This window comes from Actinospica sp., from assembly GCF_035552695.1.
Taxonomy (GTDB): Bacteria; Actinomycetota; Actinomycetes; order Streptomycetales; family Catenulisporaceae; genus Actinospica.
This window is the reverse complement of sequence record NZ_DASZKT010000258.1, coordinates 26,850-47,880: the sequence shown is the minus strand read 5'-3', so window position 1 is coordinate 47,880 and position 21,031 is coordinate 26,850. Positions and strand designations below refer to the sequence as shown.

At 70.5% G+C, this 21,031-nt stretch carries 20 protein-coding genes; 13 read left to right on the top strand and 7 right to left on the bottom strand.

Going from position 1 to position 21,031, the window contains the following annotated elements; all coding sequences use genetic code 11:
* Positions 1-8 precede the first annotated feature (8 nt).
* The 4 genes from VG296_RS29030 to mshC all read left to right on the top strand — a co-directional run bounded on the left by VG296_RS29030 (position 9) and on the right by mshC (position 3,480).
* Entirely contained in the window at positions 9-698 is a 690-nt protein-coding gene (locus VG296_RS29030; RefSeq protein ID WP_325571538.1) for an MSMEG_4193 family putative phosphomutase, read from the top strand.
* 78 nt (positions 699-776) lie between these two features.
* Entirely contained in the window at positions 777-1,349 is a 573-nt protein-coding gene (locus VG296_RS29025; protein WP_325571536.1) for a DUF3090 family protein, read from the top strand.
* Between the two features lie 8 nt (positions 1,350-1,357).
* Entirely contained in the window at positions 1,358-2,161 is an 804-nt protein-coding gene (locus VG296_RS29020; protein ID WP_325571534.1) for an SCO1664 family protein, read from the top strand.
* A gap of 68 nt (positions 2,162-2,229) precedes the next feature.
* Positions 2,230-3,480, top strand: a complete 1,251-nt coding sequence (gene mshC / locus VG296_RS29015) for a cysteine--1-D-myo-inosityl 2-amino-2-deoxy-alpha-D-glucopyranoside ligase (protein ID WP_325571532.1) — start codon at positions 2,230-2,232, stop codon at positions 3,478-3,480.
* Between the two features lie 85 nt (positions 3,481-3,565).
* On the opposite strand, the gene VG296_RS29010 is transcribed toward mshC, so the two are convergent.
* The 5 genes from VG296_RS29010 to VG296_RS28990 form a co-directional block, all read right to left on the bottom strand.
* Entirely contained in the window at positions 3,566-4,330 is a 765-nt protein-coding gene (locus VG296_RS29010) for a DUF899 domain-containing protein (RefSeq protein WP_325571530.1), read from the bottom strand.
* A gap of 14 nt (positions 4,331-4,344) precedes the next feature.
* The gene (locus VG296_RS29005; protein WP_325571528.1) at positions 4,345-5,001 is read right to left on the bottom strand and encodes a DUF2182 domain-containing protein; all 657 of its coding nucleotides are present in this window, start codon (positions 4,999-5,001) and stop codon (positions 4,345-4,347) included.
* The gene (locus tag VG296_RS29000) at positions 5,001-5,348 is read right to left on the bottom strand and encodes a metalloregulator ArsR/SmtB family transcription factor (RefSeq protein ID WP_325571526.1); all 348 of its coding nucleotides are present in this window, start codon (positions 5,346-5,348) and stop codon (positions 5,001-5,003) included. Before VG296_RS29000 ends, VG296_RS29005 begins: the two co-directional genes overlap by 1 nt.
* Entirely contained in the window at positions 5,335-5,769 is a 435-nt protein-coding gene (locus VG296_RS28995; RefSeq protein ID WP_325571524.1) for an SRPBCC domain-containing protein, read from the bottom strand. The genes VG296_RS29000 and VG296_RS28995 overlap by 14 nt, the downstream gene beginning before the upstream one ends.
* A gap of 175 nt (positions 5,770-5,944) precedes the next feature.
* Positions 5,945-6,877: a PAC2 family protein gene (locus VG296_RS28990; RefSeq protein WP_325571522.1), complete on the bottom strand. Its 933-nt coding sequence runs from the start codon at positions 6,875-6,877 to the stop codon at positions 5,945-5,947.
* A 182-nt stretch (positions 6,878-7,059) separates the two neighbouring features.
* Here VG296_RS28990 and metH point away from each other — a divergent pair, with 182 nt between their 5' ends.
* The 3 genes from metH to VG296_RS28975 all read left to right on the top strand — a co-directional run bounded on the left by metH (position 7,060) and on the right by VG296_RS28975 (position 12,113).
* The gene (gene metH, locus VG296_RS28985; RefSeq protein WP_325571520.1) at positions 7,060-10,542 is read left to right on the top strand and encodes a methionine synthase; all 3,483 of its coding nucleotides are present in this window, start codon (positions 7,060-7,062) and stop codon (positions 10,540-10,542) included.
* Entirely contained in the window at positions 10,535-11,185 is a 651-nt protein-coding gene (locus tag VG296_RS28980) for an HAD family phosphatase (RefSeq protein ID WP_325571518.1), read from the top strand. Before metH ends, VG296_RS28980 begins: the two co-directional genes overlap by 8 nt.
* An 88-nt stretch (positions 11,186-11,273) precedes the next feature.
* A complete protein-coding gene (locus VG296_RS28975; protein ID WP_325571516.1) occupies positions 11,274-12,113 on the top strand; it encodes a DMT family transporter in 840 nt (279 codons plus the stop codon).
* 38 nt (positions 12,114-12,151) lie between these two features.
* Here the strand turns inward: VG296_RS28975 and VG296_RS28970 are convergent, their stop codons facing one another.
* Entirely contained in the window at positions 12,152-13,084 is a 933-nt protein-coding gene (locus VG296_RS28970) for a PD-(D/E)XK nuclease family protein (RefSeq protein WP_325571514.1), read from the bottom strand.
* A 123-nt stretch (positions 13,085-13,207) separates the two neighbouring features.
* On the opposite strand from VG296_RS28970, the gene VG296_RS28965 reads away from it, so the two are divergent.
* Both VG296_RS28965 and VG296_RS28960 read left to right on the top strand, forming a co-directional pair.
* The gene (locus VG296_RS28965; RefSeq protein ID WP_325571512.1) at positions 13,208-14,377 is read left to right on the top strand and encodes a site-2 protease family protein; all 1,170 of its coding nucleotides are present in this window, start codon (positions 13,208-13,210) and stop codon (positions 14,375-14,377) included.
* 9 nt (positions 14,378-14,386) lie between these two features.
* Positions 14,387-15,352 carry a tRNA (adenine-N1)-methyltransferase gene (locus VG296_RS28960; protein WP_325571510.1) on the top strand — a complete coding sequence of 322 codons (966 nt, stop codon included), beginning with the start codon at positions 14,387-14,389 and terminating at the stop codon, positions 15,350-15,352.
* 83 nt (positions 15,353-15,435) lie between these two features.
* Here the strand turns inward: VG296_RS28960 and VG296_RS28955 are convergent, their stop codons facing one another.
* Positions 15,436-15,717 carry a ferredoxin gene (locus VG296_RS28955; RefSeq protein WP_325571508.1) on the bottom strand — a complete coding sequence of 94 codons (282 nt, stop codon included), beginning with the start codon at positions 15,715-15,717 and terminating at the stop codon, positions 15,436-15,438.
* A gap of 349 nt (positions 15,718-16,066) precedes the next feature.
* Between VG296_RS28955 and arc the strand changes: the two genes are divergently transcribed.
* The 4 genes from arc to prcB all read left to right on the top strand — a co-directional run bounded on the left by arc (position 16,067) and on the right by prcB (position 21,029).
* On the top strand, positions 16,067-17,866 hold the full coding sequence (gene arc, locus VG296_RS28950) for a proteasome ATPase (RefSeq protein ID WP_325571506.1): 1,800 nt from the start codon (positions 16,067-16,069) through the stop codon (positions 17,864-17,866).
* A 111-nt stretch (positions 17,867-17,977) separates the two neighbouring features.
* The gene (gene dop, locus VG296_RS28945) at positions 17,978-19,492 is read left to right on the top strand and encodes a depupylase/deamidase Dop (protein ID WP_325571504.1); all 1,515 of its coding nucleotides are present in this window, start codon (positions 17,978-17,980) and stop codon (positions 19,490-19,492) included.
* 288 nt (positions 19,493-19,780) lie between these two features.
* A complete protein-coding gene (locus VG296_RS28940) occupies positions 19,781-19,990 on the top strand; it encodes a ubiquitin-like protein Pup (RefSeq protein WP_325571502.1) in 210 nt (69 codons plus the stop codon).
* 214 nt (positions 19,991-20,204) lie between these two features.
* Positions 20,205-21,029, top strand: a complete 825-nt coding sequence (gene prcB / locus VG296_RS28935; RefSeq protein ID WP_325571500.1) for a proteasome subunit beta — start codon at positions 20,205-20,207, stop codon at positions 21,027-21,029.
* The last annotated feature ends 2 nt before the right edge of the window (positions 21,030-21,031 follow it).

Genomic DNA, 21,031 nt, shown 5'->3' with positions numbered 1-21,031 from the left:
TGGCTCCGATGACCACAGTTCTGCTTGTCCGACACGGCCGCAGCACCGCGAACACCGCCGGAGTGCTGGCCGGGCGCACACCCGGGGTGAACCTCGACGAGCACGGCGAGACGCAGGCCGTCGAGCTCGCCGCCCGGCTCATGCCCGTGCACCTCGACGCCGTCGTCTCCAGCCCGCTAGAACGCACCAGGCAGACCGCGGAACGCCTGGTCGCCGCGCGCGAGGGCACCCTGTTCGAGGTGGACGAGCGGTTCACCGAGTGCGACTACGGCACCTGGTCGGGACGGCCGCTGAAGTCGCTGGCCGAGGAGCCGCTGTGGCGCGTCGTGCAGGCGCACCCCGCCGCCGCCGCGTTCCCGGACGGCGAGTCGCTGGCCGCGCTCTCCGCCCGCGCGGTCGCCGCCGTGCGCGCCTGGAACGCCAAGCTCGGCGAGCAGGCCACCTACGCCGTCGTCTCGCACGGCGACGTGATCAAGGCGATCGCGGCCGACGCCCTCGGACTGCACCTGGATCTGTTCCAGCGCATCCACGTCGACCCCTGCTCGCTGACCGTGATCCGCTACCACGGAACCCGGCCGAGCGTGCTGCGGCTCAACGACGTCGGCGGCGACGTGAGTGCCCTGATCCGTGCGATGGAACCGGCGTCCGAGGCAGGTGAGGCGGGTGACGCGCCCGTGGGCGGAGGGGCGGGCTCGTGACAAGAGATCCGTTGTACGGTAAGCCTACGAAGCCGTCCGCCGAATGCGCTTCGAGCACTCTTGGGAGGCCCGGTACCTGTGCCTAGGCAGCTGTTCGTGTACGACCCGCCTGAGCGGTTCGTCGCCGGCACCGTCGGCGAACCGGGCAACCGCACGTTCTACCTGCAGGCGCGCTCCGGGTCCCGGGTCACCTCCGTGGCGATGGAGAAGGAGCAGGTATCGCTGCTGGCCACGCGCCTCGGCGAGCTGCTGGACGAGATCGTGCGGCGGACCGGGGCCGTCTCCGGGATCCCGGAGACCGTGCCGGCCGGCCTGTCCGACACCGCCCCGCTCGAGCAGCCGATCCTGGAGGATTTCCGGGTCGGCTCGCTCGCCCTCGCGTGGGACGAGTCGCACTCCCGGATCGTGATCGAGGCCGGCGCGGTGACCGAGGTGGAGGACGCCGCCGAGCCGCTGTCCGACGATCTGTTCGCCGAGGCGCCGGACGCGCTGCGGGTCTACATCACCGGCGGCCAGGCCCGCGCCTTCGCCGCCCGGGCCGACGCCGTGGTCGCCGCCGGACGCCCGCCGTGCCCGCTCTGCGGCCTCCCGCTCGATCCCGACGGCCACGTCTGCCCGCGGCAGAACGGCTACCGCCGCCGGACCGGGTGAGCACAGCGATGGACGGGGGACCTGACGCGATGAACGGGATCGAGCGGCTGCTGCGGGGGGGCGAGCTCACCGTCGAGGGCAGGCTCACCGAGGCCTCCAACGCGACGCTCTACTGCCGCGTCGAGCTCGACGGCGCGAGCGTGGCCTGCGTCTACAAGCCGGTCGCGGGCGAGCGGCCGCTGCACGACTTCCCGGACGGCACCCTCGCGGCCCGCGAACTTGCGGCGTACGCGGTGAGCGAGGCCGCGGGCTGGCGCATCGTGCCGTGCACGATCGAGCGCGACGGTCCGTTCGGCCGCGGCATGGTGCAGCAGTGGATCGAGGACACGGACCTGTCCGGCGCGGTGACCGTTCTCAAGGATCTGCGTTCCCAGGACGCCGAGGACTGGTGCCCGGTGCTGGCCGTGCAGCTCTCCGACGGCTCGGACGCGGTCCTGGCACACCGCGACGGACCGGCGCTGCGCCGGATCGCGCTGTTCGACGTCGTGGTCAACAACGCCGACCGCAAGGGCGGCCACCTGCTGCCGCTCGCCGACGGCACGGTGCTCGGCATCGACCACGGCCTGACCTTCCACGCCGAGGACAAACTCCGCACCCTGCTGTGGGGCTTCGCCGACCGCGAGCTCGAGCCGGTCGAGCGCGCCGAGTTGGAGAAGCTGCGCGACGACGAGCAGCTCGCCGGGCGGCTGGCCGAGCTGCTGACCCGCGCGGAGCTCGCGGCCTTCCGGGAGCGGATCGAGGAGCTGCTCGCGGTCGGCGCGCTGCCGGGACCGGACGGCCGGATGCGCCCGGTGCCCTGGCCGCCGGTGTGAATTCGCGGTGAGTTCCGTCACCGCCTGGACGGAAATGGCGCCGATCAACGCAGGGTAAGTTAGTCGGTATGGATGCCTGGCCTACCACCCACCTGCCCAAACTGCCCGGACTCGGGCAGCCGCCGCGGCTCTACGACTCCTCGGCCGGCGGCCTCGTCGACACCCCCGCCCGCCCCGCCGCGGACGGTCCGGCCAGGATCTACGTCTGCGGTATCACTCCGTACGATGCCACCCACCTCGGGCACGCGGCCACCTACCTGGCCTTCGATCTGGTACAGCGGGCCTGGCTGGATGCCGGATACGACGTGCGCTACGTGCAGAACGTGACAGACGTCGACGACCCGCTGCTGGAGCGGGCCGAGCGCGACCAGGACGACTGGCAGGTGCTCGCCATGCGCGAGACCGCGCTGTTCCGCGAGGACATGACCGCGCTGCGGATCCTGCCGCCGTACCGGTACATCGGCGCCGTCGAGTCGATCGGCCTGGTCGTCACGCTGGTGCAGCGGCTGCTCGAGCAGGGCGCGGCGTACCACGTCGATCAGGACATTTACTTCGACGTGCACGCGGACCCGGACTTCGGCAGCGTCTCGCGGCTCGACCCGGGCCTGCGCGAGAAGATCTTCGCGGAGCGGGGCGGCGATCCGGATCGGCCGGGCAAGCGGCATCCGCTGGACTGCCTGCTGTGGCTGGCCGAGCGTCCCGGCGAGCCGTCCTGGGGGACTGCGCTCGGCAAGGGCCGGCCGGGCTGGCATATCGAGTGTGCCGCGATCGCGCTTGAGTATCTGGGCGCGGGCATCGACGTGCAGGGCGGCGGTAGCGATCTGGCGTTCCCGCACCACGAGATGGGTGCGGCCGAGGCCCAGGTCGTCACCGGTGAGCGGCCCTTCGCGCACGCCTACGTGCACGCCGGCATGGTCGGCCTGGACGGCGAGAAGATGTCGAAGTCGCGCGGCAACCTCGTCTTCGTCTCCAAGTTGCGCGCCGAGGGCCACGACCCGATCGCGATCCGGCTGGCGCTGCTGGCCCACCACCACCGGACGGACTGGGAGTGGCACGCCGCGGACCTGGAGCGCGCCGAGGCGCGGCTCGCCCGCTGGCGCGAGGCCGTCAGCCGTCCCGACGCCCCGTCCGCCGACGCGCTGCTCGCCGAGTTGCGCGAGCGCCTGGCCGACGACCTCGACGCCCCCGGCGCCCTCAAGGCCATGGACGAGTGGGCCGAATCAGTGCTCGTGGGCCCCGCTTCGGGCGCCACCGCCGATCCCGGAGCCCCCGGCCTCGCCGCCCGCGCCCTCGACGCCCTGCTCGGCGTGGCGCTCTGACGAATGATCAGGATCGGACTCATGCGCAGAGCACGAGTCCGATCCTGATCCGCGTTGCTCTTCTTCGTATCGCTCTTTCTCCGTATTACTTGTCGTACTCGTCGTGGCGACGCCACCACACGCCGTCCTCGTTGCGGCCGCGCGGCGCCCTGTCGAGCCACTGGTACATGCCCCACAGGCCGTCCAGTCCGCGCGAATACGCCGAGTAGGTGTGGAAGACAGTGCCGTCCTGCACGGCGAAGGCGCTCATGCCGGGGCCCTCGGAGCGGTAGGTCCGCCAGTCCGTGTCGACGATCGACTGGGCGAAGTCGTCGAGGGAACTCTGCTGCTCCGCCGTGGTCGGCCGGATGTCCTGTTCGGCGAAGTTGTACCTCGCCAGGCCGGAGTCCCACTCCTCCTTCGTGTGCGCCGCCCCGAAGTCGAAGTTGAAGTCGCTGCCGTGGGACGAGGCCCACGGGAAGCTCCAGCCCATCCGCTTCCGGTACTCGTCGAGCTTGGCGAACGGGGCCCGCGAGACCGCGGAGAACGCGACGTCGTGGTTGGCCAGGTGCACCTCGAAGCCGTTGAAGCCGTCCGCGATCGCCGAGCAGGACGGGCACCCGGCCGTGTAGTCGGGGCCGAACATGAAGTGATAGATGATGAGCTGCGAGCGCCCCCGGAACAGGTCGGCGAGCGATGCCGGCCCCTCCTCGGACTCGAAGCGGTAGTCCTTGTCCACCCTGACCCAGGGCAGTTCCTGCCGCTGCCGCGCCAACTCGTCGGCGCGCCGGGTGTGCTCCTTCTCCGCGTCGAGCAGCTCCAGCCGCGCGGCCAGCCACTCCTCGCGTGTCCCCGTCTTGTGAGCGGTCATCGCCTTTCTCCTTCCTAGCTTGTCCCCGGGACCGTTCCCGGAGCGATCACGATCAGGATTCCGAGCCCGATGAGCGCCAGTGCCAGCGGCACGTCGATCGCGAGCTTCGGGGTCAGCAGCTTCTGGGCGGTTGCCAGGAGCGTGATGAGCGCCATCCAGAACAGGCTCATCACGTCGAGCGCGACCAGCATCGCCATCAGCCCGACGGTCGACCCGACGCAGCACAGCCCGTAGCCCAGCCCGTCGCCGACATCCTCACGACAGCGCCGACGGAAGTGCCGCTTGACCGGCGTGAGTTCGTAGCAGCCCGCCGCGATCACCGTCGCGCCGGCGACGGTCGCGCCGTGCGGCCGGTCCAGTGCGAACGCCACGACGCCCGCGAACGTCCAGACGGCCAGGTAGGGCACGGCGAACAGCGTCGCGGCGGACAGGGTGCCGCGCGTTCCCGCGTATCTGGCGATCGCCGGGGCGGCACCCGGCAGCATCATCGCCGCCGTCATCGCCACCCAGGCCGCCGCGAAGAACCCGAACGTTCCGGGCGTCGTCGCGATGCCCATGTCCATTCCGTCCATCAGCCGGGCCGCGGCCACCCAGCACGCGGCGGCCAGTGCGAACGTCGCCGTCAGCACCAGCGCCGACGTTGGCGTGCGCCGCGAAGCCAAGTTCACCATCAGTCCTCCTCAATGAGGTGATCGAGGTGGTCCTTCAGCCGATCGAGCGAGCCGTCCCAGTCGTGCGCCAACGCGGCCAGGAACTGCTGTGCCACCTGCATCGGCGCCGAGCGGAGCCGGTAGCGCACGCGGCGCCGTTCACCGGGTTCCGCCGTCACCAGCCCGGCTTCGGACAGCAGGGTGAGATGCTTGGCGATCGCCTGACGGGTGATCGGGAGCCGGCCGGCCAGATCCGTGACCGTGGCCGGCCCGCCCGAGGCCAGCGACGCCAGGATGGCGCGCCGGGTGGGGTCGCCGAGGGCCACGAAGACCTGCTCGGCGACCGCCTCGGTGTCAGACGTCGGCATCGAGGTATTCGACGAGCTCGCCCAGTTCGCTGGCCCAGCCCTGGGTGTTGCCGTTGAACGCCGTGTCGTGCGCCTCCGCGGACAGCTGCGCGAAGCCGGACTCGACGACGGTCAGCCTCGTGCCGACGGCGGTCGGCTCCAGGGTGAACTCCACGTACGTGCGGCGCGGGTCGTCCTCCGGAAGCCCGTAGATGTGCCAGGTGTAGCCGAAGACGGTCTGCACCTCCACGCGCTCCACCCGCATCTGCGCGGTGTGGCCGTTGCCGAACTTCATCTGGCCCGCCCCGCCCGGCCGCAGGTCGATCGTGGCCTGCTGGCCGAACCAGGCGCCGAGGCCGTCGGCCGTGGTCAGCGCCGTCCAGACCTTGGCCGGCCGATGGGCCAGGTCGACTGTTCTCTCGATGCGATCGGGGAATCCCATGACTGCCTCCTCGGTGTGGCAACCTAACAGTTGCCACTGTATGGCAGCCGAAAGGTTGCGTCAAGGCGCCCCCTGAACGCCAAAAAGTCCGCCTCCCCGTGTCGATCATGCCGACATGAGAAAGCGGACGAAAGTGGTGAATCAGGAAAGACTGAAAGGACTACTCAGCCCGAGCTCAGAGCCCGACGGGGCCGTCCTCGCCGCCGCGCCTCCGGCGCTCGTGCCGGCGCAGGTAGCGCTCGAACTCCAGGGCGATCGCCTCGCCGCTGGCCTCGGGCAGGTCCGCGGTGTCCTTGGCCTCCTCGAGGCTGCGCACGTACTCCGCGACCTCCGAGTCCTCGCCGGCCAGCTCGTCCACGCCGGACTCCCAGTCCTGCGCCTCCTGCGGCAGGTCGCCCGCGGGGATGGCCAGGTCGAGCACGTCCTCCAGCCGGCGGATCAGCGCGAGCGTGGCCTTCGGGCAGGGCGCCTGGGCCACGTAGTGCGGAACCGCGGCCCAGAAGGAGATCAGCGGGATCTCCTCCTGCCTGGCCAGCTCCTGCAGCACGCCGTTGATGCCGGTCGGACCCTGGTACGTCGGGGACTCCAGGCCGTGCGCCGTGGCCAGCTCCTGGTCGCCGGACGAGCCGCTGACCGGCACCGGGCGGGTGTGCGGCACGTCCGCGAGCAGCGCGCCGAGCACCACCACCGTGCTCACGCCGAGATCCCTGGCCAGGTCGAACAGCTCCTCGGAGAAGGACTGCCAGCGCATGTTGGGCTCGATGCCGTGCACCAGCACGACGTCGCGCACCCGCGGCTCGCCCTCCGCGGTGCCTTCCGCGCCGGGCACGGCGCCGTCGTGCGCCGCGACCGGGACCCGGGCCACCGAGAAGCGCGTGGTCGGCCACACCAGCTCGCGCTCGCCGTCCTCCGCGAGGGCGAGCATCGGCCGGTTGACCTGAAAGTCGTAGTAATCCTCGGCGTCCATCGCACCGAACAGGTCCGCGTCGAGGACCTCGGCCAGATGACGCACGGCGTTCGAGGCCGCGTCCGCGGCGTCGTTCCAGCCCTCGAAGGCCGCGATCATCACCGGGTCGACCAGCTCGGGCAGTTCCTCGAGCTCGATCAACCGTGCCTCCTCGTCGTCGTCGGTCGTGCGCGGCCGAGCAGCTGTCCGCCGCGCAACTAAGCGCATGCCCAGACTACGCCCTGTGGACACAAGACCGGCGTGTCGCGGCCGATCGGTACGCTTAGAGCGTAAGCGGGTTTCCCCCGCGTCTCGTGGTTCCCGATCTAGCCGAAGGGTCAGTGATGAGCAGCAGCCGCGCCGCATCGCTCCGCCAGGCGCTCACCGAGCGCGTCGTGATCGCAGACGGGGCCATGGGCTCCATGCTCCAGGGCGTCGACCTGACCCTTGAGGACTTCCAGGGACACGAGGGCTGCAACGAGATCCTCAGCGTCTCGCGGCCCGACGTCGTGCGCGGGATCCACGACGCCTACTTCGCGGCCGGCATCGACTGCGTGGAGACGAACACCTTCGGCACCAACCGGACCGCGCTCGGCGAGTACGGGCTCGAGGACCGGATCTTCGAGCTCGCCGAGGCCGCGGTTCGGATCGCCCGCGAGTCCGCCGACTCCTTCGCGACCCCGGAGCGCCCGCGCTGGGTGCTCGGCTCGGCCGGCGGCGGCACGAAGCTGCCCTCGCTGCGCCACATCCCCTTCGCCACCGTGCGCGACGGCTACCAGACGCAGGTCGAGGGCATGATCTCCGGCGGCGTCGACGGCGTGATCATCGAGACCAGCCAGGACCTGCTGCAGGCCAAGGCCGCCGTGGTCGGCGCCAAGCGGGCGATGGCCGCCGCCGGGACGGACCTGCCGCTGATCGTCTCGGTGACGGTCGAGACGACCGGCGTGATGCTGCTCGGCACCGAGATCGGCGCGGCCCTCACCGCCCTCGAGCCGCTCGGCATCGACGTCATCGGACTGAACTGCGCGACCGGCCCGGAGGAGTACCCCGAGTACCTGCGCCACCTGACCAAGTACGCGCAGATCGGCCTGTCCTGCATGCCGAACGCGGGCCTGCCGATCCTGACGAAGGACGGCTCCTACTACCCGCTGACCCCGGAGCAGTTCACCTCCTGGCACGAGCGGTTCATCGCGGACTACGGCGTGAACCTGATCGGCGGATGCTGCGGCACCACGCCCGAGCACCTGCGCCAGCTCGTCGAGCGCGTGCACGGCACGGTGCCCCCCGCGCGCAACCCGCAGCCCGAGCCCTCGGCCGCCTCGCTCTACCAGTCGGTGGCCTTCCGGCAGGACTCCTCCTACCTGGCGATCGGCGAGCGCACCAACGCGAACGGCTCGAAGGCCTTCCGCGAGGCGATGATCGTCGAGGACTGGGACGCCTGCGTGGAGATCGCCCGCGCCCAGATCCGGGACGGCGCGCACCTGCTCGACCTGTGCGTGGACTATGTCGGCCGGGACGGCGTGGCCGACATGCGCGAGCTCGCCGGGCGCTTCGCCACCGCCTCCACACTGCCGATCGTGCTCGACTCCACCGAGCCCGCGGTGCTCCGGGCCGGTCTCGAATGCCTGGGCGGCCGGGCCGTGCTCAACTCGGTGAACTACGAGGACGGCGACGGACCGGAATCCCGCTTCGCCCAGATCATGACGCTGGCCGCCGAGCACGGCGCCGGAGTGGTCGCGCTGACCATCGACGAGCTGGGCCAGGCGCGCACCGCCGCGAAGAAGGTGGAGATCGCCGAGCGGCTGATCGAGGACATCACGACCAACTGGGGCGTGCCCGAGTCGGCGATCCTGGTGGACTGCCTCACCTTCACCATCGGCAGCGGCCTGGAGGAGTCCCGGCGCGACGGCCTGGAGACGATCGAGGCGATCCGCGAACTCAAGCGCGTCCACCCGGACGTGCAGACCACGCTCGGCCTGTCGAACATCTCCTTCGGCCTGAACCCGGCGGCCCGCCAGGTGCTCAACTCCGTCTTCCTGCACGAGTGCAGCGAGGCCGGCCTGGACTCGGCGATCGTGCACGCCTCGAAGATCCTGCCGATCAACCGGATCCCGGAGGAGCGGCGCGAGGCCGCGCTCGACCTCATCTACGACCGGCGCACCGCGGACTACGACCCGCTGTCCCGGCTGCTCGAACTGTTCCAGGGCGTGTCGGCCGCCTCGTCCAAGGAGACCCGCGCCCAGGAGCTCGCCGCGATGCCGCTGGACGAGCGGCTGCAGGCGCGCATCGTGGACGGCGAACGGCTCGGCCTGGAGGCGGACCTCGACGAGGCGCTGCGGGAGCGCCCGGCGCTGGAGATCGTCAACGAGGTGCTGCTCTCGGGCATGAAGACGGTCGGCGAGCTGTTCGGCTCCGGCCAGATGCAGCTGCCCTTCGTGCTCCAGTCGGCCGAGGTGATGAAGGCCGCCGTCGCGCACCTCGAGCCGCACATGGAGAAGACCGACTCCTCCGGCAAGGCCACGATCGTGCTGGCCACGGTCAAGGGCGACGTGCACGACATCGGCAAGAACCTCGTCGACATCATCCTGACGAACAACGGCTACTCCGTCGTCAACATCGGCATCAAGCAGCCGATCGCGGCGATCCTCGAGGCCGCGGAGGAGCACAAGGCGGACGTCATCGGCATGTCCGGCCTGCTGGTGAAGTCCACGGTCGTGATGAAGGAGAACCTCCAGGAGATGAACGCCCGCGGCGTGGCCGCGCGCTGGCCCGTGCTGCTCGGCGGCGCGGCGCTGACCCGGGCGTATGTCGAGCAGGACCTGGCCGAGGTGTACGAGGGCGAGGTCCGCTACGCGCGCGACGCCTTCGAGGGCCTGCGGCTGATGGACGCCGTCGCCGCGATCAAGACCGGTGCCCCGGGCGCCGCGCTGCCGGCGCGCCGCGAGCGCCGGGTGCACGCGACCGGCAACCGGCTCGAGGTCACCGAGCCCGAGCAGATGCCCGCGCGCTCCGACGTGGCGGTCGACAACCCGATCCCGACCCCGCCGTTCTGGGGCACCCGGGTGATCAAGGGCATCCAGCTCGGCGACTACGCCTCCTGGCTCGACGAGCGGGCGACATTCCTCGGGCAGTGGGGGCTGCGTGCCTCGCGTGGTGGAGACGGGCCGTCGTACGACGAGCTGGTCGAGACCGAGGGCCGGCCGCGGCTGCGCATGTGGCTGGACCGGCTGCACACCGACAACCTGCTCGAGGCCGCCGTCGTGTACGGCTACTTCCCGGCCGTGTCCAAGGGCGACGACCTGATCGTGCTGGACGAGAACGGCGCCGAGCGCACCCGCTTCACCTTCCCGCGCCAGCGCCGCGACCGGCACCTGTGCCTGGCCGACTTCTTCCGCCCCGCCGAGAGCCCGGACGGCCCGGACGTCGTCGGCTTCCAGCTGGTCACCGTCGGCTCGCGGATCGCCGGGGAGACCGCGAAGCTGTTCGAGGCGAACGCCTACCGCGACTACCTGGAGCTGCACGGCCTGTCTGTCCAGCTCACCGAGGCGCTCGCGGAGTACTGGCACGCGCGGGTGCGCGCCGAGCTCGGCTTCGGGTCGCAGGACCCGGCGACGATCGACGGCATGCTCAAGCTCGAATACCGCGGCGCGCGCTTCTCGCTCGGCTACGGCGCCTGCCCGAACCTCGAGGACCGAACCAAGATCGTCGATCTGCTCGAACCCCACCGGATCGGCGTCGAGCTGTCCGAGGAGTACCAGCTGCACCCCGAGCAGTCCACCGACGCGATCGTCATCCACCATCCGGAAGCGAAGTACTTCAATGCCTGAGCCGACCGCCGTACTGTTCGACATGGACGGTACCTTGATCGACTCCGAACCGGTCTGGTTCGACACCGAGGTCAGGCTGCTGGCCGAATTCGACTTCGAGCTCGGCCGGGAGCACTGGGAGCACGTCCTCGGCCAGCCGAACGAGGTCTCCTGCAAGTACCTGGTCGGCGTCAGCGGCATCCCGCTGACCTGGGAGCAGCTGAACGTGAAGATCGAGGCCGCGATGGTCGAGCAGCTTTCGCAGGGCCTGGAGATGCTGCCCGGCGCGAAGGAGCTGCTGGTCGAGCTGCAGGTCGCGGGCGTGCCCACCGCGCTCGTGTCCGCCTCTTCCCGGCAGATCGTCGACGCCTGCCTCGGCGCGATCGGCACGGACTTCTTCCGGCACACGGTCTCCGGCGACGACGTGGACCGCGGCAAGCCGGACCCGCAGCCCTACCTGCTCGCGGCCGAACTGCTCGGCGTGGATCCGGCCGACTGCGTGGTCATCGAGGACTCGCCGATCGGCATCGCGGCGGGCGCGGCGGCGGGCTGCCGGGTGCTGGCCGTGCCGCACGCCGCGGTCACGGTGCCGGGCCGGCCGCGGGTGACCAGGGCGGCCTCGCTGGACGGCGTGGACCTGGCGTATCTCGCCGCCCTCAGCTGATTCGGCGGCCGATCGCAACGACGCCTGGTCGACAACTTGTACATACAAGTTGTCGACCAGGCGTAATTTCTGGTGCTAGCTTTCACCCATGACGCCGATGGTTGTGGCCGTGGTCCTCGGATCCGCGCTCCTGCACGCCGTGTGGAACGCCCTCGCCCACACCTCCAAGGACCGGCTCACCGCCATCACGCTGATCGCCGCGGCCGCGGGCCTGTGCTGCGCGGTGGCGCTGCCGTTCCTGCCGATGCCGAACCGCGTCGTGTGGCCCTACATCGCGCTGTCCACGGCACTCGAGGTGCTCTACTCCTTCGGCCTCGTGCTCGCCTACAAGCTCGGCGAGTTCGGCCGCATGTACCCGATCGCCCGCGGCACCTCGCCGGTGCTCGTCGCGCTCGTGGCCACGTTCGTCGTCGGGCAGCGGATGTCCGGCCTCGAAGCGCTCGGCATCGCCGTCGTCTCGGCCGGCCTGCTCGCGCTGGCCCTGTCCAACGGCCTGCCGACCAGGGCGGACCTGCCGGCCGTGCTCGCCGCGGTCGGCACCGGCTGCGCGATCGCGAGCTACACGGTCGTGGACGGCGTGGCCGTGCGCAAGGCGGGCACGGTCCTCGGCTACTCCTGCTGGGTCTTCCTGACCGAGGCGATCGTCATCCTCGGCGTCACGGCCGCGCTCCGCCGCCGTGCGTTCCTCTCCTCGCTCCGCGTCGACACCGCGCGCGGACTCGGCGGCGGCGTGATCTCGCTGACCGCCTACACCCTCGTCCTGTGGGCGCAGACCAGAGGCACCCTCGCCGGAGTGGCCACGCTGCGCGAAACCAGCATCCTGATCGGCGCCGCCATCGGCGCCCTGGTCCTCAAGGAGGGCTTCGGCCGGCTGCGCCTCGCCGCCTCGGCGGGCGTCGTCCTCGGCATCCTGCTCATCGCGCACTGAGCGATCGCGCACCGGCGGACGAATGCGGAGTCACGAGGTCACGCCGTCGTCGGCACGATCCGCACCTCAGGCACCGGAGGCGTCTCGCCGCCCTGCGCGGGACACAGCGCGCGGAAACTGCACCAGCCGCACAGTTTCGAGGGCTTCGGCTCCCACCGCTTCGCCTCGGCCGCCGCGCGGATCGCCGACCAGATCCGGGCGATGCGCTGCTCGACGGCGAGCAGGTCGGCCTCGGTCGGGTCGTACGTCAGCACCTCGCCGTTGCCGAGGAACAGCAACTGCAGCCGCTTCGGCACGACGCCGCGCACCTTCCACAGCACGAGGGCGTAGAACTTCATCTGAAAGAGCGTCTTCTCCTCATATCCCGGCGGCGGAGCCTTGCCGGTCTTGTAGTCGACGACGCGCAGCATCCCGTTCGGCGCCACGTCCAGCCTGTCGACGAACCCGCGCAGCAGCAGGCGATCCTCGCCCTCGCCCATCGGGGCGCGGACGAACAGCTCGCGCTTGGCCGGCTCGAGACGGGTCGGGTTCTCCAGGGTGAAGTACGTGCCGAGCAGCTTCTCGGCCTCCGCGAGCCAGCCGGCCCGCTCCTCGTCCGTCGCGAACAGGCCGCCGAGCTCGGGCTTCTCCGCCAGCAGCCGCTCCCACTGCGGCCGCAGCAGCTCCACTGCCTCGCCCGGCGTGCGCTGCGTCGCGGGCAGGTCGAAGAGCCGCTCGAGGACGGCGTGCACCAGAGTCCCCTTCGTCGCGGCGGCGTTCGGCGGCTCGGGGACCTTGTCCACCACGCGGAACCGGAACAGCAGCGGGCACTGCTGGAAGTCCCCGGCGCGCGAGGGCGAGAGCGCGGCGGGCAGCTTGACGATGCCGGGACCGGCGTCGAACAGCGCGCCGTCCGCGGCGAATTCAGCCTCGGCCTCCGACTGCGCGGCGAACTCCGTCTCCGGCTGCGCGCCGACCTCGATCTCACCCATGTCCGCCAACCTTAGTGCGCTCCTCCGACAGAACCCGACGATGCTGATCGCCGCTGCTCCGGAACCCGGCCGCGGCCGGGGCAGGTGACACGTGGGAGCTGAGTAACCCGTAGCATCGCCTGTGTGAGCGATGACAACCAGAACAACGGCGGGCGGCCGGATCCCCACCGCTCAGCGGGCGGCGGCATCCAGATGGGTGCGCCGTTCGGGATCCCCATCGTCGTCTCCCCGACCTGGTTCCTGATCGCCGCGTTCATCACGTACTACTTCGGGCAGGACATCAGCGACGACGCGTTCGGCAACTGGCGCTACGCGATCGCCTTCGGCTTCGCGGTGCTGCTCTACCTCTCGGTGCTGCTGCACGAACTGGCCCACTCCGTCGTCGCGAAGAGCTTCGGGCTGCCGGTCCGGCGCATCGTGATCTACTTCCTCGGCGGCGTCTCGGAGATCGAGAAGGAGCCGGACACCCCCGGCCGCGAGTTCGCCGTCGCGGTGGCCGGTCCCGCGCTCTCCTTCGCGCTCGGCGGGATCTTCTTCGGGGTCTGGAAACTGATGGACCATCCGACCTCGTCCGTCGCCTTCGCCGCCTGCCAGTACCTGGTCACCGCGCTGTGGGTGTCGAACCTGGTGGTCGGGGTGTTCAACATGCTTCCCGGCCTGCCGCTGGACGGCGGACGCGTGCTGCGCTCGGCGGTCTGGGCGATCACCCGCAAGCCGCTCGCGGGCACCGCGGCCGCCGCGTGGGCCGGGCGCGCGCTGGCCGTCGGCGTGCTGATCTACGCGATGCTCACCACCCGAAACGCGACCAGCGGCTCCGGCCTGTACACGCTCGTGTGGGCCGCCTTCATCGCCTCGTTCATCTGGATCGGCGCCAGCCAGTCGCTGACCGTCGCCAAGCTGCGCGAGCGGATCCCCACCCTGCACGCGCGCACCCTGACCCGCCGCGCGATCCCGGTGTCCTCGGACGTGCCGCTGTCCGAGGCGCTGCGCCGCGCGGCCTCCGTCGGTGCGCGCAGCCTGCTCATCGTGAACCACGACGGCGCCCCGACCGCGATCGTGCACGAGGCGGCCGTCGCCGCGACCCCGCTCGAGCGGCACCCCTGGGTGCAGGTCGGCACGCTCTCCCGGGCGCTGCGCCCCGGCATGACGCTCACCTCGGACCTGTCCGGCGAGTCGCTGCTGCAGGCCCTGCGCGCCACCCCGGCCCCCGAGTACCTCGTCACCGAGCCCGACGGAGCGATCTTCGGAGTGCTGTCCGCCGCGGACGTCGAGCACGCCTTCCTGGGCAGATAGAATTCGCCGGTGAGCGAAACGTACGAAGAAACCGGCAAGGCCCACCGGCAGGGACCGTTCCGGCCGGGGGACCTGGTCCAGCTGACCGACACCAAGGGCAGGCACCACACCTTCCCGCTCACGCCCGGCAAGCAGTTCCACACGCACAAGGGCTACTTCGACCACGACGCGCTGATCGGCGAGCCGGAGGGCACCGTCGTGCACTCCACCGGGGGCATGGACTACCTCGCGCTGCGCCCGCTGCTGGCCGACTACGTGCTCTCGATGCCGCGCGGCGCCGCCGTGGTCTACCCGAAGGACGCCGCGCAGATCGTGGCGATGGCGGACGTCTACCCGGGCGCCCGGGTGCTGGAGGCGGGCGTCGGCTCCGGCGCGCTGACCTGCTCGCTTCTGCGCGCGGTGGGCGACGGCGGCCGGGTCTACTCCTACGAGCGGCGCGAGGACTTCGCCAAGATCGCCGCGAAGAACGTCGAGACCTTCTTCGGCGCCGAGCACCCGGCCTGGACGCTGACCGTCGGCGACCTGGTCGCCGCGCTGCGGCCGGACGAGGTGGACCGGGTCGTGCTGGACATGCTGGCGCCCTGGGAGTGCGTGGACGCCGTCTCCAAGGTGCTGGTGCCCGGCGGCGTGCTGATCTGCTACGTGGCGACCACCACCCAGCTCTCGCGCACCGTCGAGGCCATCCGCGAGCACGGCCGCTTCGCCGAGCCGGCGCCCTTCGAGACGATGTTCCGCTCCTGGCACGTCGAGGGCCTCGCGGTACGGCCGGACCACCGGATGGTCGGGCACACCGGCTTCCTGGTCACCGCCCGCCGCATCGCCGACGGCGTCGAGCTGCCGGTCCGCCGCCGCCGCCCGGCCAAGGCCGCGGCCGAACTCGGCGACGCCTGGGACGGCGCGGCGCCGGACGAGCTGCCGGCGGACGACGCTGAGGCGCGCCAGGCCCGAATCGCCCGCCGCGGCGACCTGCCGTAGCCGCTTGATCGCAGCCCGTCAATCCGCGGCGACCCAAGCCCCGGCCTGAGCTTGTGTCAGATTACTCACGCCGCGGGCGGGTTTCAGTCCTCCGCGAGCGGCCCGGCGACGGGCGCGCCGTCCGAGCGCCGGTGCACGTGGATGCACTCGCCCGGACACTCCTTGGCCGAGTCGATCACGTTCAGCACCAGGTCCGCGGGCACCGGGACGCGCTGCCCGGCCGCCAGCCGCAGCTCGCCGTCCCCGTCCTTCACGTACGCCAGGCCGTCGATGTCGAGTTCGAACACGTCCGCCGCGTACTGCACGCACAGGCCGTCCCCGGTGCACAGGTCCTGGTCGATCCAGACCTCTAGGTCCTCGCTCATTCGGGCCGTCATCCCCAATCCGCGTTCGCTCTACCGTGAACCCTAACAACTCGACCCGAGATGGTGACATCCGGGCCGCGTCGCGTGGAATGCTCTCGACAACGAGGGGAACGGCGGGTAATGATCGTGCTCCGGTACGGATCCGACAACGGCGTTGATCCGAACGGGTTGCCCGACCGTCTACATGAACGAGCGGCGAAGGGGAATCCACATGATGGCAGTGTTGGCGACACCGGAAGCCCGAGCAGCGGCTCCGCGGACGCCGGCCGAGATCCCGGTTTGGACGGGGTCCGAGCCTGGTAGTCACGTTCTAACGTCGCAGCAGCACTCCGCGAGGAGGTGAAGGACCGTGCCAGCCCACGAAGACGACAAGCCCCTGCGCCCCGGCTCCCGAGCGGGTCGAGGCGGACCGCTCGGCAACGAGCCGGGTTCCGCCCAGGACGCGCTCAGCCAGGTGGCCTTCCTGGAACAGGAGGTCGCCCTGCTCCGCCGCCGCCTGGCGGAGACACCGCGCGGCAACCGCGCCCTGGAGGATCGCATCAGCGAGCTCCAGGTCACGGTCTCCGGACTGACCGCCAAGAACGAGCGCCTCGTCGCCACCCTCCGGGACGCGCGGGACCAGATCCTCGCGCTCAAGGAGGAGATCGACCGGCTCGCCCAGCCGCCGAGCGGCTTCGGGGTGTACCTCGAGGCCCAGGAGGACGGCACCGTCGACATCTTCACCGGCGGACGCAAGCTCCGCGTCGCGGTGGCCCCTGGTGTCGAGCTCGGCGACCTGCAGCCCGGCCGCGAGGTCATGCTGAACGAGGCGCTGAACATCATCGCCGTGCACGGCTACGAGAAGGTCGGCGAGATCGTCTCCTTCAAGGAGCTGCTCGAGGACGGCGAGCGCGCGCTCGTGGTCGGGCACACCGACGAGGAGCGGGTGGTCCGGCTCGCCGAACCGCTGCTCGACTCGGTGATCCGGGCCGGCGACGCGCTGCTGCTCGAGCCGCGCTCCGGCTACGTCTACGAGCGGGTGCCGAAGTCCGAGGTCGAGGACCTGGTCCTCGAAGAGGTCCCGGACATCGACTACCACGACATCGGCGGCCTGTCCGGGCAGATCGAGCAGATCCGCGACGCGGTGGAGCTGCCCTACCTGCACAAGGAGCTCTTCCTCGAGCACGAGCTGCGTCCGCCGAAGGGCGTGCTGCTCTACGGCCCGCCCGGCTGCGGCAAGACGCTCATCGCCAAGGCGGTGGCGAACTCGCTGGCCAAGAAGGTGGCGGAGCTGTCCGGCAAGGAGGCCGGCAAGAGCTACTTCCTCAACATCAAGGGCCCCGAGCTGCTCAACAAGTACGTCGGCGAGACCGAGCGGCACATCCGCCTGGTCTTCCAGCGCGCTCGTGAGAAGGCCAGCGAGGGCACCCCGGTCATCGTGTTCTTCGACGAGATGGACTCGCTCTTCCGCACCCGCGGCTCCGGCGTGTCCTCCGACGTGGAGAACACGATCGTGCCCCAGCTGCTGTCGGAGATCGACGGCGTCGAGGGCCTGGAGAACGTCATCGTCATCGGCGCCTCCAACCGCGAGGACATGATCGACCCGGCGATCCTGCGGCCGGGACGGCTGGACGTCAAGATCAAGATCGAGCGGCCGGACGCCGAGGCGGCCAAGGACATCTTCTCGAAGTACATCACCAGCACCCTCCCGCTGCACGAGGACGACCTGCGGGAGAACGGCGGCGACCGTACCGCCGCGGTGGGCGCGATGATCCAGTCCACCGTCGAGCGGATGTACTCGGAGACCGACGAGAACCGCTTCCTGGAGGTCACGTACGCCAACGGGGACAAAGAGGTCCTCTACTTCAAGGACTTCAACTCCGGCGCGATGATCCAGAACATCGTCGACCGGGCGAAGAAGGCCGCGATCAAGGACTTCCTCGACCACGCCGCGAAGGGCCTGCGCATCTCGCACCTGCTCGGGGCCTGCCTCGACGAGTTCAAGGAGAACGAGGACCTGCCCAACACCACCAACCCGGACGACTGGGCCCGGATCTCCGGAAAGAAGGGCGAGCGGATCGTGTTCATCCGCACCCTGGTGTCCGGCAAGAAGGGTGCCGAGACGGGTCGCTCGATCGACACCGTCACCAACACCGGGCAGTACCTCTAGTCACACCCGTCCACGAGGCGCGACACGGTCGTCGCGCCTCGTGCAGACTCGGGGAGAAACCGTGGTCGAAGCTGGTCCCCTCCGCTGCCGCGCACGCCTAAGCTGGTCGCCATGAGCGTACGACGGGTCATGGGCAGCGAAACCGAATACGGCATCTCGGTGCCGGGGCATCCGAACGCCAACGCGATGCTCACCTCCTCGCAGATCGTCAACGCCTACGCCACCGCCATGCAGCGGGCCCGGCGGGCTCGCTGGGACTTCGAGGAGGAGAACCCGCTGCGCGACGCGCGCGGCTTCGATCTGGCCCGCGAACTGGCCGACTCCAGCCAGCTCACGGACGAGGACTCGGGCCTGGCCAACGTCATCCTCACCAACGGCGCGCGGCTCTACGTGGACCACGCGCACCCGGAGTACTCGACCCCCGAGGTCACCAACCCCCGGGACGCGGTGATCTGGGACAAGGCCGGCGAGCTGATCATGGCCGAGGCGGCGCGCTACGCGGCGCTGGTGCCGGGTTCGCTGCCGATCAACCTGTACAAGAACAACACCGACAACAAGGGCGCCTCGTACGGCTCCCACGAGAACTACCTGGTCTCCCGCTCCACCCCGTTCGCCGACATCGTCCGCCACCTCACCCCCTTCTTCGTCACCCGGCAGGTGTTCGCCGGGTCCGGGCGGGTCGGCATCGGGCAGGACGGGCGCGGGAACGGCTTCCAGCTCTCCCAGCGCGCCGACTACTTCGAGGTGGAGGTCGGCCTCGAGACGACGCTCAAGCGGCCGATCATCAACACCCGCGACGAGCCGCACGCCGACCCGGAGAAGCACCGCAGGCTGCACGTGATCATCGGGGACGCGAACCTCGCCGAGGTCTCCATCTTCCTCAAGATGGGCACCACCTCGCTGGTGCTCGCGATGATCGAGGACCGGTTCATCGGCGCCGACTTCACGGTGGATCAGCCGGTGCGCACGCTGCACGAGGTCTCGCACGACGCGACGCTCAAGCACCTCGTGAAGCTGCGCTCCGGGCGGAAGCTGACGGCGGTTCAGCTGCAGATGGAGTACTTCGAGCAGGCCCGCAAGTACGTCGAGGACCGCTACGGGACTGACGTGGACCCGGTCACCCAGGAGGTGCTGGACCGCTGGGAGTCGGTGCTCACCCGGCTGGAGGCCGACCCGATGCTGCTGCGCCGGGAGCTGGACTGGGTGGCCAAGCTGGAGCTGCTCGAGGGCTACCGGCAGCGCGACAGCCTGGACTGGGAGGAGGCCCGGCTGCACCTGGTGGACCTGCAGTACTCCGACGTGCGCCCGGCCAAGGGGCTCTACCAGCGGCTGGCGGCGCGCGGGCGGTTCGAGCGGATCGTCACCGACGAGGAGATCCTGGCGGCGGTGGACCTGCCGCCTGAGGACACCCGGGCGTACTTCCGCGGCCGCTGCCTGGACAAGTACGCGGACTCGGTGGCCGCAGCGTCCTGGGACTCGGTGATCTTCGACCTGCCGGAGCGCGAGTCGCTGCAGCGGATCCCGACCCTCGACCCGCTGCGCGGCACGAAGCAGCACGTCCAGGGGCTGATCGAACGCTGCAGAACGGCCAGCGACCTGGTCCGCGAGCTGACCTCGGGGAGCTAGCAGACGTTGATCGAGGGCCCCGGCCCGGCGCGCGAGCCGGGCCGGGGCCCTCGACGCCGGGACGGAACGAAACCCGGCGGTTCGCCGTTATGCCGGGAGAGTCACGATTGCGCCAGGGGACGATCCCGGTCGCAGGGCCGAACGTGTGAACGCCCCGCAGGAGGGGCAGGGATGATCCAAGAGCGGTGCGGGAAATCCGCTCCCGCTGTCGGTGGACCGGCGTAGGGTCGGTGCCAAGACCAGTGTGTGCGGAACTGAGCCGTGGTGCGAGAGAGGTGGGTGGTCCGGATGGCAGCCAAGGACACGGGCGGGCAGGAGCGCGCCTCCCGGCAGAGCGAGGAGGTCGACGAGGAGGTCGTCGACCAGACCAGCGAGCTGAAGGAGCGTCAGGCCCGGCTCTCCGAGGATGTCGAGGACGTGCTGGACGAGATCGACGAGGTCCTCGAGTCGGACGCCGAGAGCTTTGTCAGGTCTTTTGTGCAAAAGGGTGGACAGTAGAATCCGCACCCGCCCGCGACGGGCGCGCTGGAATCGTGCGGGCGCGGCGTGAGGACGGGGGCATCGGGCGCTTCGGCGGTAACGTTGGGGCTGAATCAGACCAGTAGTACGTGTGCCGACCGAGGGTCACGGCGGCGGCCTACCTGAAGAGAGGGAGCTCGTGGGAACACAAAGCACTGGTTGGTCGGGCGGGGCGGCCGGCGACTATGGGCTGATGCGCGCGGCCTTCGCGGGCACCGGCACCTCCTTCACCGAGTTCCTGGCCGGATACAACTCCGAGTACCTGCCCGGCCGGCGCGCCGCCTCGCTCGGCGTGCCGAACGGCCCGCTGCCCTTCGACGCGCCGCACGGCACCACGATCGTCGCGCTCACCTTCCCCGGCGGCGTCGTGATGGCGGGCGACCGGCGGGCCACGGCGGGCAACGTGATCGCCTCCCGGGAGATCGAGAAGGTCTTCCCTGCGGACGAGTACTCCTGCGTCGGCATCGCGGGCGTCGCCGGCCTCGCGGTGGAGATGGTGCGGCTGTTCCAGGTCGAACTCGAGCACTACGAGAAGATCGAGGGCACCACGCTCTCCCTGGACGGCAAGGCGAACCGGCTCGCCACGATGATCCGCGGCAACCTGAGCCTGGCCATGCAGGGCCTGGCCGTGGTCCCGCTGTTCGCCGGCTACGACCTGGAGACCGCCGAGGGCCGGATCTTCAGCTACGACCCGATCGGCGGCCAGTACGAGGAGCACAACTTCCACACCGTCGGCTCCGGCTCGGTCTACGCGCGCGGCGCGCTGAAGAAGCTCTACCGCGCCGACTTCGACGCCACCGGCGCGGTCACCGCGGCCATCCAGGCGCTCTACGACGCGGCCGACGACGACTCGGCCACCGGCGGGCCCGACCTGACCCGGCGCATCTACCCGGTCATCGGCGTGGTCAGCGAGGACGGCTACCACCGGCTTCCCGAGTCCGAGATCGCCGAACTCGTCCAGGAGGTCGTGGACGCCCGGCACCGCCGCCCCGACGGCCCCAACGCACCGCTCCGTTAGCC